This is a genomic window from Chitinivibrionales bacterium (genome assembly GCA_035516255.1).
Taxonomy (GTDB): domain Bacteria; phylum Fibrobacterota; class Chitinivibrionia; order Chitinivibrionales; family FEN-1185; genus FEN-1185.
This window is the reverse complement of sequence record DATJAL010000049.1, coordinates 18,722-30,990: the sequence shown is the minus strand read 5'-3', so window position 1 is coordinate 30,990 and position 12,269 is coordinate 18,722. Positions and strand designations below refer to the sequence as shown.

Genomic DNA, 12,269 nt, shown 5'->3' with positions numbered 1-12,269 from the left:
TCAATCTTCATCCTTGTCATGCTTGCCTCCCGGACCTCCGTGTGGCGGGCCGTCATGCGTACCCCGCTCGCGCAATCCCTTGAGGAAATCCTTGCTCAGCATCTTTTCGAATTGCTCTTTGGTAAGAATCGCCTTCACCTTGATAAGATGGTCGGCCATATGCTCGGCCATCGTCTTGTGCAGCTCTCCCATTTCCTTTGCGTAGCCGTACAGCACGGACTTGTTCGGCGTTGCCTTGAGCAGCTCTTCCTTGCTTTTCTCGCGGAGCGCCTGCATTTTTTCAATGTTCGCCTTGCGCTGCGCGCGCATGTCATCGCGGAGGGCCTTCATTTTCGCCCTCTGGTCGGCGGTAAGGTTGAGCTGGGCGATCCACTTCTGGTGGGATGAATCCCGCTGTGCCGTCGCAGCTGAATCATGGGGCGCTGCAAAAGCCGACCCCGCGAGGAACAAAGCGGGAACCAGAACCGCGGTCACTAATGATTTTGTCTTCATACCAAATCCTCCTGAAAAATGTTATTCCTGATAAAGCACGTTTTCCAACGTCGCGTTATCATCGTCCTGAAGATCGTCGCTGCTGAAATAAGTGCTGATGCTGGCGATCTCATCCGAAATTTCCGCATTGCTTGCCACGGCGGGCGCGGACGCGCGGTATACGGTGAAAGCGGACACCGCGATGATGATTGAGGCGGCCGCCGCCCATGCGGAGCGCATGATGATCTTTCGGTGATCGATTTTCCGCGTGATTGCGCCGAACAGGTGGTCGGGCAGCGGCGGCACTTCCGCCATGGCGCTTGCAAATTGTTCAGCCAGCTGTTTTTCATTCATCTGTTCCATCATTCCTCCCCGAATTTCCTCCGGATCTCCTCCTTCAGCCTGAAAAGCTGGGTGCGGAGAGCGCCGGCGGTTTTTCCCGTGATATCGGCAAGTTCCTCAAACGAAAATCCCAGCATTTCCCTTCCCGTGAGCAGAAACCTGTCCTCCGCGGAAATGCTTTTAAGGATTTTCTGTAAGTCGTGCTGCATATCCGTTTCCACTGCTGACGACACGGCGGCGGTATTTTCATCAAGGTCCTGCATCTCGTCAGCCTTTCCCTTTTTTTGGAGCAGCGTCATGCACACGTTAAAGGTGATTCTGTAAATCCATGTCGAGAACGCCGCGCCGCCCTCAAATTTGGGCAGCGAGTTGTAGGCCCTTATGAACGTGTCCTGTACCGCCTCCTCCGCCAGTTCGCTGTTGCCGTGCAATGTCCTGAAGGCGATCTTCCATGCAAACGGCGCGTAAAAATCATAGACGCTCTTGAATGCGGCCTTATTCCTCCGTTTCGCCCGCTGAATGGTAAGATCGTCCAACTCTTCCATTATTTTCATCCTGTTTGACTTTAAGATTTGACTCGATGTTACGGCGGGAAAGTATTTATTTTAATGGGTGTTTCACGCTGGATTAACATAATTTATGTATCCACGAATGCATGAGATAAATGAAAGGAATAACATGCCCCAGCCTGACAACGCCATTGTCATCGGCGCAGACCACGCCGGTTATAAGCTCAAAGAGCACATCAAGCAGGAGCTCCAGAAAATGGGGATCCCCTGCGAGGACGTCGGGGTGTTCAGCGAGGAGCGCAGCGATTATCCCATCTATTCGGCGCGCGCCGCGGCCAAGGTGTCCAACGGCACCTTCAAGCGGGGCATTGTCATCTGCGGGTCGGGAATCGGCGCGAGCATCGTGGCGAACCGGTTCAAGGGCGTGCGCGCCGCGCTGTGCGTCACGCCGCAGATGGCCGCGATGTCGCGCCTGCACAACGATGCGAACATGCTGGTGCTCGGCCAGCGGACCACGCCGGATGAAACGGCGACGGAAATCCTCAAGAACTGGCTTTCGACGCCGTTCGAGGGCGGCCGTCACGAGCACCGCGTTAAAATGATAGACACGGTTGACGGAACGCAGTAGGCCAAGGAGCGGCAATGAAAAAGAAAAAGGCGTTTGTTCCTAAACGTAAACGCGCGCCGTGGGACGAATATTTCATGAAGATCGCCCAGCAGGTGGCCACGCGCTCCACCTGCGACCGCAAGAACGTGGGCGCCGTGATCGTGCGGGACAAGACCATCCTCTCCACCGGTTATAACGGCAGCGTGCGCGGCATGCCGCACTGCGACGACGTGGGGCACTTCATGGAAAACGGCCACTGCATCGCCACGGTGCACGCCGAGGCCAACGCCATAATCCAGGCGGCCAAGAACGGCGTCGCGGTGGACGGAGCCGACATCTACATCACGGCCTCGCCCTGCTGGCATTGCTTCAAGCTCATCGCCAACAGCGGGATAAAACGGATTTTTTATTTGGAGTTTTACCGTGACAACCATGTTATCGAAGTGGCGGGGCAGGCGGGGATCGAGTTGAGGCAGGTTCTTTTAAATAAATAGTATTAAGATTTGGGCGTAACCCCATGGAGGCGCATGCACCTCCATGGGGTCGGCCCTCCTTCCGGGCTCGGCCTTTGGCCTCGTTGCCTGACCGCCCGATGCCTGACTGCAGGGTCGGCCGGCAATTCGATCCGGCTCACCGCTCCAGTCCGGCCGACCCGACCCCGAGTTTGATGAGGGGGAGGGGAACGCCCATTTTTATTTTTCTTTATTGCGTTTCAAATTCCATTCCACCACCGACTTGTACGTTAAATCCCCGCCAAAAATATCCAGCGCGCTGCCGATGGTCGCGTCAACCCGTCCTTTACCCAATTTTTCCACAAGGTCAAGGTCGGCAAGCGAGCGGATGCCGCCGGCATAGGTGACCGGAATGGGGCTCCGGTCACCGAGGAGAGCGACAAGTTCCTCGTCGATGCCCGAACGCTTGCCTTCCACGTGCGCGGCGTGGATGAGGAATTCATCGCACTGTGCGGCGAGGCTCGCAAGCGTTTCACCCGAAACAGGCACCGGGGAAACGTTTTTCCATTGGTCCGTTGCCACGAAAAACGCATCGCCTTTCCGCACGCAGCTCAGGTCGATCACCAGCCTGTTTTTTCCGGCGCAGGCAACCATTGCATCCACATTTTTCCAGGCAATCTTACCGTTCTGGAAAATATAAGACGTGACGATCACATGCGACGCGCCGTTGTCAAGAAAGGTTCCCGCATTGTCCGGCGTGATTCCTCCGCCCACCTGGAATCCGTTCGGAAACGCGGTCAGCGCTTCGATCGCGGCGTTTTCGTTCCCGGGTCCGAGCATGATGACATGACCGCCAAAAAGCCCGTCGTTTTTGTACATGCGCGCGAAATGGGCGGGGGAGAGGCCGGTTTCGAAGTTGGTGACAAGCGCATGGTCCGCTCCGCCGTGCAGCGTGCTCCCCACGATCTGTTTCACTTTTCCTTTATGTAAATCTATGCACGGGCGGAATCTCATGACGACGACGGCCCCTTTTTCGAAGAATCGGCATGCAAGACGGTTTGGAAGCGATGGGCTGCCTGCTCATAAGGAAAATATAATTTCCCATCGGGATATCCTCATGGTAATAGGGCAAACCCATGAAACAATTGACAAATTTGCGCCGTTTTTGCATAATAAATACATCAAGGCTGGATTTTTGTTTCAAGCATCATCAAATATATTTTATCAAGAGAGGCTGGATATACCTTTCAAAAAGGAGAGGCTATGCGCTTGAGGAATATCATCGGTATGTGCGTTCTGGTCGCCGTGGCGGGATGTTCGAAGCCCGAAATGAAATCACAGGTGACCGACACGTATCCGAACGGCGCCAAGAAAAAGGAAAATTTTTTCCTTGTCGTAGGCGCGAAAAAAGACGTGGTGCGCACCGTCTATTATTTCCCGGACGGCAGCATCCAGTCGGACACACATTATAAAAAAGGGAAACAGGACAGCCTCATGGTGGGCAATTATCAGAATGGAAAGCGGTATATTGAGACGATGTTTTCGGACGGAAAGAGAAACGGCTGGGACAAGTCGTGGTGGGAGGACGGCAAGCTCAAGAGCGAGGCGAATTACTGCCTCGACACGCCGCTGGGAACGGCGACCAATTACTTTCCCGATGGGAAAAAGTCTTCCGAGACCTCCTTTAAGAACGGAAAAAAGGACGGCGCGGAAACGGTGTGGTATCCCAGCGGCAACATGAAACGGGTTACCACCTATGCCGCGGGAAACAAGAACGGCCCGGAAAAGAAATGGTTTGAAAACGGTAAGCTCGAGGTGGAGCAGAACTATGCCAACGATTTCCTCGACGGCCCCTGCATCGAATATTACGATAACGGCAAGAAGGAGGCCGAGTCAAACTATAAAAACGGCCATCTGGACGGCCTCAAGATCATGTGGACCGAGAAGGGCAAGAAACAGGGCGAGGCCACGTACAAGGACGGCAGCCTGGTCGAGGGAAAGTCGTTTTGACAGGCTGCAGGTTTACTTTTGATAATTGAAGGTTGAAGGGCGTTTCTGCTGAGGAGTGGAAATGCCTTTTTTTTCACGCGTGCAATGGCGACTTTGGAAAGCCTTGCCACACGCTGGTTCACCATTCTATATTCATTGCGAATGATCAGGCAGCTGCCAAAGGCAGCGTGGCCGGGCCCGAGCGGCAACGGAATCCCCAGCTCCGTGGGACATGCACATGTTCCGCGGGGCTTTTTGTTTGGAGGTTTTGGTGCAGACCGAACGGTACAAATTCCTTATAGCCCTTTTATCCGTGGGGTCCAACGTCCTGCTGGTGGCGCTGAAGCTCATTGTCGGCTTTGTGATGGGCTCGATTTCGGTGATCTCCGAAGCGCTGCATTCGGGCGTGGACGTTTTTGCCGCGATCGTGGCCACCGTGGGCGTCAGGCGCGCTTCTGAGCCTGCGGACGAGCGGCACGCGTTCGGCCACGGCAAGTTCGAAAGCCTTTCAGGGCTCATCCAGGCAATCTTAATTTTTCTGGCCGCGGGATGGATCCTTTACGAGGCGGTGCATAAGCTGATCAAACCAGGCATTATGGACACCGTCGGGCTGGGCGTCGTCATCATGTTCGTTTCCGCTGCCGTCAACACCGTGGTGGGGCTGCTGCTGCTCCGCGGCGCGCGCACAACCGATTCCGTCGCGCTCAAGGCAGACGCATTGCACTGCCTCACCGACGTCTATACTTCAGCGGGCGTGATGCTGGGGCTTTGCATCGTGTGGGCGGGCAGGAAATGGTTCCCCTCCGTGAACCTCACCTGGGTCGACCCAATGGCCGCCATGGCCGTTTCAGTGCTTATTGTCAAGGCCGCATGGAACCTTACCCTTGAATCGGCGCGCGACCTTCTCGACGCGAGTCTGCCCCGGCAGGAGGAGGATGAAATCAAGTCGATCGTTTTCTCGAAATACCCAAAGGTGATCAGCCTGCACAAGTTCCGCAGCCGCAGGTCCGGCGCCAAGCGTTTCGTGGAATTCCACATTCAGGTGGATCCCGCCATGTCGGTGGAGACCTCGCACGAGCTGGACCACGGCCTTGCCGAAGAGATCAAACGGCGCTTCCCCAGCACGGAAGTGATCATGCACATAGAGCCGCACAGGAAAAAAAGGCGCGGATAGCTTCTGCAGTTGACGAAACGCCCTTTATAAATGCACAATATTGAAAAACGGCAGCCGTATTTAAAAGTTGGTACAAAGGTGGATTTTTTAATGCTTAGTACTATACCAGTATTATTATCCTCGTTTTTTCTTCACGTTGCGCAACCCGTGATGAAGGCCGCGGACGTCACTGTTCCCGCGGCTGCGACATGCCAATGCTGCTGCTGCAAAAACAAGGTCTGCACCTGCGGAATGCACAAAACCAAGGCGCCACTTTCCGCCCAATCAAAAAGCTCCGGTTCAAAAAAAACCTGCTGCGGAAACAGTCCGCCTGCATCCAAACCGGAAAACAGCGCCGTTGCATCGGTCAATCAGTATTCTTTCAAGGAGATCCAGCAGAACGTCCTTGCACCTTTTGCGGCCGTCATTTTATTATCGCCGGGAAGCGGCGGCAACCGGTATATCATTCATTCCTCATCCTCTCCGCCGGGTTTTTCTTTGCAGTTTCCTCTCCGCATTTAATCCCCTGCAATTCATACCTGTGATGCAGAAACAGTCTGCATGTGGCAGAATTATTGCTCATTGTCTATATATTGATCATCGGTTTTACCGATAGTCATGATTTCGATTAACCAAAAGCAATTGCGCTATCGGCAGAAAGAGGGTCGAGAAGAAGCATGTTTCATGTGTACGACTTGACAAAGGAAATTCTATGAACAATCTTAAAGAAATATTGAAACCGGCTGCACTAACTCTTATTTCACTTGCCATGATCGTGCAATTCCAACCCGCCAGAGGCCAGGATAAAGGAAGTCTTGCGGACCTCTCTGCAAATCGCACGATTGTCGAGCACCGGCTGGCCCAATTTATCGACGAGGTGAAGAAGAACAACCCCGGTCTCAAGGCCCTGGCAAGCAAGATTTCTGCAGCACAGGCTTCCGTCAATTATGCAAAGAGCCTTGACCCACCGCAGATCGGGGTGGAATTCTATCAAAGCCCTATCACTACTTTTCCCAATCCGTTTGATGGCCAGCGGGAGATCGATTATTCCGTGCAGCAGATGTTTCCTTTTCCCGGCAAGCTCTCTGCAATGGCAAGGGTGGAGCAAAACCGAAAGGCGATGACGGAGGGCGAACGGACAGGAGCGCTTCAACGGATCGTCGGTGATCTCAAGGCCGCCTTTTATGAGGCATACTTCATCCAAAGGAAAATTGAGATCAATGATGAAAATCGGGAGATCTTGAAGAGCTATGCGGCGATCGCCCAGAAACAGTATGAAGTGGGAACGGGAAAACAGGCGGATATTCTGCGGGCGCAAACCGAGCTTTCCACGCTTGTCAATAATGACATCGTATTCCGGCAGGAATTGCGTTCAATGGAAGCCATGTTGAATGCCTTGAGAAACCAGCCGGTCGAGACCCCGGTTGACCCGATCCCGGAGATCGAGCCGCCGCTGTTCGATTGCCCGCTTGCAGGGTTGGTAAAACTTGCGCTTGAGCATCGGCCCGAGCTTTCTGAAATGGAGGCCGGGGTTTCCATGCAGAAGGCGGAACTCGCGGCGGCGAAAAAGGAATACTATCCTGATTTCATGGTGCGCGGAATGTACAAACAAATGTTGCGCCAGTCGGACGATTGGGATTTTACGGTTGGGATCACCGTTCCCGTTGCTCCCTGGTCGTTTGGTAAAGCATCAGCAGGAGCTAACCGAGCGAGCTTACTTCAAAACCAGTACGAGGAAGAACTGAACAACATGAAGAACATGGTGGCGTCTGAGGTTCAACAGGCACTCATTGCCGTTCGGAGCAGCACAGACCGGATTAAACTTTACAAGATGACGGTGATTCCTCAGGCGACCCAGACCTTGAACTCGACATTGGCCTCATACCGGAGCGGAGGCCAAGATTTTGTTTCGCTCATCGATGCCCACCACATGCTGCTTTCCGCCCGTCAGGACTATCACATGGCCGTGATGAACCTCATGACCGGAATTTCCAAATTGGAAACTGCGGTAGGAATGAGCGTTGAAGACATCGAAAAATCTCCCATGCAGGAGGAACGCAAATGAAGGCCAAAATGAGATTGACAATGATTGTGACAGCGGCTGTTGTCGTATCGGTCGTCATCATCCTCGGTGCAATGATTTTGTATCACAATAAGGGGCCGGCAGCGGCATCGAGTCAGCAGACGCAACACATAGTTTACCACTGCCCCATGCATCCGAACTATCTCTCTGACAAACCCGGCAACTGCCCGATCTGTGGAATGAAGCTTGTTCCAGTTAGTCAGCTGGAACATCAGTCGGAAGCCAATAAAAACGGGCAACGGAAAATCCTTTACTATCGCGACGCGATGAATCCTTCATATACTTCCCCCAATCCTGGAAAGGCCCCGGATGGGATGGACCTAGTCCCTGTTTATGAGGACGGGGCGTCGGGTGAGAAAGGCGCGGTGAAAATAGACCCGGTTACCGTCCAGAACATCGGCGTCACCACCGAGACAGCCGCCCGAAGGACGCTTACAAAAGAAATCCAAGTATCCGCGAATCTCGAAGTCAATGAAACCTCCATTGGCATTGTCAACACAAAGGTGATGGGTTGGGTGGAGAAACTGTATATCGATTTCACAGGGCAACCCATAAAGAAAGGCCAGCCGCTGCTAACGATATACAGTCCCGACCTTGTGAGCGCACAAACCGAATACCTTCAGGCAATCCGGTATGTCAAGGGACTGCCTCCGGGCGCGTCCGAAGAGGCAAAACATGGCGCGGAGGAGCTTGTCGAAAGCAGCAAACGCAGGCTGCTCAACTGGGACATTCCCGATAAAGAGATCAAGGCGCTCGAAGATCGCGGCGCTCCCGAAAAGACCATGACCATCTATTCTCCCATAGACGGAGTTGTCCTTGAAAAGATGGTGGCCGCGGGTCAAAACGTAATGCCCGGGACGACGCTTTACAAAGTGGCCGACCTCTCGACGTTATGGGCGATCGCGAACGTGTTCCAGCAGGACTTACCGCTTATCAAGATAGGTATGGAAGCATCCATCGAAGTGTCTTCGCTGCCGGGGCGCACTTTTACGGGAAGGGTGCAATTTGTGTCTCCGGTCCTTGACCTGGACACAAAAACCGCGGCAGTTCGTATCAGCATCAGAAATTCCGCGGACCGTGCGCTCAAACCGCAGATGTTTGCGGATATTAAGATCAGTTCGCCGATGGCGGTGAACGGGCTGTCCGTTTCGGAACAGGCGGTGATCCATTCGGGAAAGCGCGACCTGGTGATCGTGGCGCTCGGCAACGGGTATTTCAGGCCGCAAGACGTAAAGGTCGGCGCAAACGCGGGCGGTTTCGTTCAGATTCTTTCCGGGATTGCCGAAGGACAAACAATCGTCACTTCGTCGCAGTTCCTCATCGATGCGGAATCGAATCTGAAGGAGGCGGTCGGCGCCATGTCCCCTCCGGAATCCGCACGGGCGCAGTCCGCGGCTTCAGTACCGGAAAAACCGGCCGCGCTGCGGGGCGGCCGTTCGAACATGCAGGGAATGAACATGCCCGGTACGAACTAAAATCGAAGGAATTCATATGCTCGAAAAACTCATAGAATGGTCGGTGAAAAACAGGTTCCTGGTAATCATGCTCACGGTGTTCGTGGTTGCCGCAGGGCTCTGGGCAATCTTCAGCACACCAGTCGATGCGATTCCGGATTTGAGCGACGTGCAGGTCATCGTGTATACGGAATTTCCAGGCCAGTCGCCCCGCATTGTTGAAGACCAGGTCACCTATCCGCTCACGACGTCGCTTTTGTCGGTGCCTGGCGCAAGCGTCGTACGCGGATATTCGTTTTTCGGATACTCACTCGTCTACGTGATCTTCAAAGATGGCACAAACATCTATTGGGCCCGCAGCCGCGTGCTTGAGTACCTCAATTATGCGCAGAAGCGCCTTCCGGGAGGCGTGATTCCGACGCTCGGACCCGACGCGACCGGCGTGGGCTGGGTATATGAATACGCCTTGACATCAGAGAAACGCTCGCTGCAGGAGCTGCGGTCCTACCAGGACTGGTATCTCAAATACGGTCTGTCGAGCATCGAGGGCGTCGCCGAAGTAGCCAGCGTCGGCGGATTTGTCAAGCAGTACCAGGTAACGGTCGATCCCGGCAGGCTCCAGGCATTCGGCATTCCGCTCAAGGACGTCGAAACGGCGATAAAAGGCGCCAACAGCGACGTGGGCGGCGAGGTCATCGAAATGGGGGAGGCGGAGTTCATGATTCGCGGCCTCGGTTACATCAAATCCATTGACGACATAAGAAAGATTCCCGTAAAGACAAGCATGCGGAACGGTGTGGCCATTCGCATCGGCGATATCGCCGATGTCGCTCTTGGACCCGAAATGAGGCGCGGCCTGGCCGAGCTGGACGGGCAGGGTGAAGTCGCGGGCGGCGTGGTGGTGATCCGGTTTGGCGAGAACGCCCAGAAGGTCATCAAGGCGGTCAAGGAGAAACTGGAAACTCTCAAAACAGGGCTTCCGCCAGACGTGAAGATCGTTACCACCTATGACCGCTCGGCGCTTATCGAGCGAGCCATTGCAAACCTCCGGGTGAAGCTTGTTGAGGAAATGCTGATCGTCACCCTCGTCTGCGCGATTTTCTTGTTTCATGTTCAAAGTGCCGCGGTGGCGGTCTTCACTTTGCCAACTGCCATTCTCATGGCGTTTTTCGTGATGCGGATGCAGGGACTCAACGCGAACATCATGTCGCTCGGCGGCATCGCGATCGCCATCGGCGCAATGGTGGACGCCGCGATCATCATGATCGAAAACGCGCATAAACGGATTGAAGCGGAAAACGCTAAGCCGCCTGAACTTCGCAGCCCACACTGGCAAGTGATACTGGAGTCATCGAAAGAGGTCGGACCGCCATTGTTCTATTCCTTATTGGTCATCACCGTGTCTTTCCTTCCCATATTCGCACTGGAAGCCCAGGAAGGAAGATTGTTCAAGCCGCTGGCCTTTACAAAGACATATTCCATGGCCGCAGCGGCGATTCTTGCCGTTACAATCGTTCCGGTGTTGATGGGATTCTTCGTGCGAGGTAAAATAAGGCCCGAACACGCCAACCCGCTTAACAGGTTTCTTATTTCGATTTACCGTCCGGTGGTGCAATTCGTTATGCGATATCCGAAGATAATAATATTCTCGTCTATTGTTATTGTATTGGTGACCATAGTGCCCTTTACCAAACTCGGCAGTGAGTTCATGCCGCCTCTATACGAAGGCGACCTGCTCTACATGCCGACGACATTGCCGGGCGTATCGATTCGGAAGGCCAAGGAGCTGCTTCAGCAAACCGACAAGATCATCCGCACGTTTCCCGAGGTGGATCGAGTGTTCGGCAAAGACGGTCGGGCCGAGACCGCCACCGATCCGGCAGGGCTTGATATGTTCGAGACGACCATTCAGTTAAAGCCGGAGAAGCGGTGGCCAAAGGGAATGACCCCCGAAAAACTCATTCAACAACTTGACGAAGCGATAAAAATCCCGGGACTCACCAACGCCTGGACCATGCCCATCAAGGCCCGGACCGACATGCTCTCCACCGGCATCAAGACGCCCGTGGGAATCAAAATTTCCGGCGCGAACCTTGACACTTTGCAAATCATTGGAAGGCAGGTCGAAGCTGCCGTGCGGACCGTGAAGTACACCACGTCAGCGTTCGCGGAGCGGGCCGTGGGAGGCAATTACCTTGATGTAAAGATCGACCGGGACAAGGCGGGAAGATACGGGCTCAATGTCGACGATGTGCAATCGGTGATAGAGACCGCGCTCGGAGGCATGAGCATCACCACCACGGTGGAAGGGCTCGAACGGTACACGGTGAATCTTCGGTACGCCAGGGAGCTGCGCGACAATGTTGATGCGCTGCGCCGCGTTCTGGTTTCTTCCCCGAGCGGTCTGCAGATTCCCCTCGGCGAGGTCGCGAGCTTTGAGATCAACAAGGGGCCCATGGTCATCAGGAGCGAAGGCAGCAGGCCCAATGCCTGGGTTTTCGTCGACATGCGCGGCACGGACATGGGGACTTACCTTCGCCTGGCGCAGAAGACCGTCGCTTCACAAGTGCGTGTGCCGACGGGGTACAACGTGGTGTGGAGCGGGGAATATGAGTTGATGCAGCGCAGCCAGAAGAGGCTCATGATTGTGGTGCCGCTCACCTTGTTCATCATATTCATCATCATCTTTCTCAATACAAAATCGATAATCAAGACATCAATCATTCTTCTCGCTGTTCCGTTCTCTCTCGTAGGCACCGTTTGGTTCCTGTTCGCCCTCGGCTATAATATGAGCCTTGCGGTGTGGGTGGGAATCATTGCATTAGCAGGGCTCAGCGCTGAAACCGGGGTCGTTATGCTCTTGTATCTGGATCAGGCATTTGAAGCCGCAAAAAGTAAGCGCGTGCTTAGAACACTGCGGGATCTGAAGGAAGTTATTGATCACGGAGCAGTAAAACGTGTTCGTCCGAAGATCATGACCGCGTCGGTGATCATCGCGGGTCTTCTCCCTATTTTGTGGAGCGCCGGAACCGGATCGGACGTAATGAAACGGATCGCCGCGCCCATGGTGGGCGGAGTGGTGACATCGGTGCTGATGGAGCTGATGGTTTTTCCCGCGATCTATTTTTTATGGAAAAGGCGGTCGGTTGTCAATGATGAAATCCGGACGGATAAAAGATTGCCGTAAAGTTTTCACTAACAATCAACAG

General features: G+C 54.2%; 12 protein-coding genes. 7 read left to right on the top strand and 5 right to left on the bottom strand.

Going from position 1 to position 12,269, the window contains the following annotated elements; translation table 11 throughout:
* The 3 genes from VLX68_14290 to VLX68_14280 are packed head-to-tail and all read right to left on the bottom strand — an operon-like array spanning position 1 to position 1,358.
* A complete protein-coding gene (locus VLX68_14290) occupies positions 1 to 492 on the bottom strand; it encodes a Spy/CpxP family protein refolding chaperone (protein ID HUI93413.1) in 492 nt (163 codons plus the stop codon).
* Positions 493 to 513: 21 nt separating this feature from the next.
* Positions 514 to 837: a hypothetical protein gene (locus VLX68_14285; protein HUI93412.1), complete on the bottom strand. Its 324-nt coding sequence runs from the start codon at positions 835 to 837 to the stop codon at positions 514 to 516.
* Positions 834 to 1,358: an RNA polymerase sigma factor gene (locus tag VLX68_14280; protein HUI93411.1), complete on the bottom strand. Its 525-nt coding sequence runs from the start codon at positions 1,356 to 1,358 to the stop codon at positions 834 to 836. Before VLX68_14280 ends, VLX68_14285 begins: the two co-directional genes overlap by 4 nt.
* 133 nt (positions 1,359 to 1,491) lie before the next feature.
* Here VLX68_14280 and rpiB point away from each other — a divergent pair, with 133 nt between their 5' ends.
* Positions 1,492 to 1,950, top strand: a complete 459-nt coding sequence (gene rpiB / locus VLX68_14275) for a ribose 5-phosphate isomerase B (GenBank protein ID HUI93410.1) — start codon at positions 1,492 to 1,494, stop codon at positions 1,948 to 1,950.
* A gap of 14 nt (positions 1,951 to 1,964) precedes the next feature.
* Positions 1,965 to 2,423 (top strand): dCMP deaminase family protein, encoded by a 459-nt coding sequence (locus tag VLX68_14270; GenBank protein HUI93409.1) that lies wholly within the window; start codon positions 1,965 to 1,967, stop codon positions 2,421 to 2,423.
* 198 nt (positions 2,424 to 2,621) lie between these two features.
* On the opposite strand, the gene hisA is transcribed toward VLX68_14270, so the two are convergent.
* Positions 2,622 to 3,395, bottom strand: a complete 774-nt coding sequence (gene hisA, locus VLX68_14265) for a phosphoribosylformimino-5-aminoimidazole carboxamide ribotide isomerase (GenBank protein ID HUI93408.1) — start codon at positions 3,393 to 3,395, stop codon at positions 2,622 to 2,624.
* A 249-nt stretch (positions 3,396 to 3,644) separates the two neighbouring features.
* On the opposite strand from hisA, the gene VLX68_14260 reads away from it, so the two are divergent.
* Complete coding sequence (locus tag VLX68_14260) at positions 3,645 to 4,391, top strand: toxin-antitoxin system YwqK family antitoxin (GenBank protein HUI93407.1); 747 nt, start codon at positions 3,645 to 3,647, stop codon at positions 4,389 to 4,391.
* Positions 4,392 to 4,629: 238 nt separating this feature from the next.
* A complete protein-coding gene (locus tag VLX68_14255; GenBank protein HUI93406.1) occupies positions 4,630 to 5,544 on the top strand; it encodes a cation diffusion facilitator family transporter in 915 nt (304 codons plus the stop codon).
* 131 nt (positions 5,545 to 5,675) lie between these two features.
* On the opposite strand, the gene VLX68_14250 is transcribed toward VLX68_14255, so the two are convergent.
* Complete coding sequence (locus tag VLX68_14250; GenBank protein ID HUI93405.1) at positions 5,676 to 5,894, bottom strand: hypothetical protein; 219 nt, start codon at positions 5,892 to 5,894, stop codon at positions 5,676 to 5,678.
* A gap of 341 nt (positions 5,895 to 6,235) precedes the next feature.
* On the opposite strand from VLX68_14250, the gene VLX68_14245 reads away from it, so the two are divergent.
* The 3 genes from VLX68_14245 to VLX68_14235 are packed head-to-tail and all read left to right on the top strand — an operon-like array spanning position 6,236 to position 12,247.
* A complete protein-coding gene (locus tag VLX68_14245) occupies positions 6,236 to 7,588 on the top strand; it encodes a TolC family protein (protein ID HUI93404.1) in 1,353 nt (450 codons plus the stop codon).
* Complete coding sequence (locus VLX68_14240) at positions 7,585 to 9,081, top strand: efflux RND transporter periplasmic adaptor subunit (protein ID HUI93403.1); 1,497 nt, start codon at positions 7,585 to 7,587, stop codon at positions 9,079 to 9,081. The genes VLX68_14245 and VLX68_14240 overlap by 4 nt, the downstream gene beginning before the upstream one ends.
* A gap of 16 nt (positions 9,082 to 9,097) precedes the next feature.
* Entirely contained in the window at positions 9,098 to 12,247 is a 3,150-nt protein-coding gene (locus VLX68_14235) for a CusA/CzcA family heavy metal efflux RND transporter (protein ID HUI93402.1), read from the top strand.
* Positions 12,248 to 12,269 lie beyond the last annotated feature (22 nt).

Excerpts from the sequence above, each read along its gene's own strand:
- VLX68_14240 (HUI93403.1), top strand. The coding sequence starts at position 7,585 with ATGAAGGCCAAAATGAGATTGACAATGATTGTGACAGCGGCTGTTGTC.
- VLX68_14285 (HUI93412.1), bottom strand. The coding sequence starts at position 837 with ATGATGGAACAGATGAATGAAAAACAGCTGGCTGAACAATTTGCAAGC.
- VLX68_14280 (HUI93411.1), bottom strand. The coding sequence starts at position 1,358 with ATGGAAGAGTTGGACGATCTTACCATTCAGCGGGCGAAACGGAGGAAT.
- VLX68_14245 (HUI93404.1), top strand. The coding sequence starts at position 6,236 with ATGAACAATCTTAAAGAAATATTGAAACCGGCTGCACTAACTCTTATT.
- VLX68_14290 (HUI93413.1), bottom strand. The coding sequence starts at position 492 with ATGAAGACAAAATCATTAGTGACCGCGGTTCTGGTTCCCGCTTTGTTC.
- hisA (HUI93408.1), bottom strand. The coding sequence starts at position 3,395 with ATGAGATTCCGCCCGTGCATAGATTTACATAAAGGAAAAGTGAAACAG.
- rpiB (HUI93410.1), top strand. The coding sequence starts at position 1,492 with ATGCCCCAGCCTGACAACGCCATTGTCATCGGCGCAGACCACGCCGGT.
- VLX68_14270 (HUI93409.1), top strand. The coding sequence starts at position 1,965 with ATGAAAAAGAAAAAGGCGTTTGTTCCTAAACGTAAACGCGCGCCGTGG.
- VLX68_14260 (HUI93407.1), top strand. The coding sequence starts at position 3,645 with ATGCGCTTGAGGAATATCATCGGTATGTGCGTTCTGGTCGCCGTGGCG.
- VLX68_14235 (HUI93402.1), top strand. The coding sequence starts at position 9,098 with ATGCTCGAAAAACTCATAGAATGGTCGGTGAAAAACAGGTTCCTGGTA.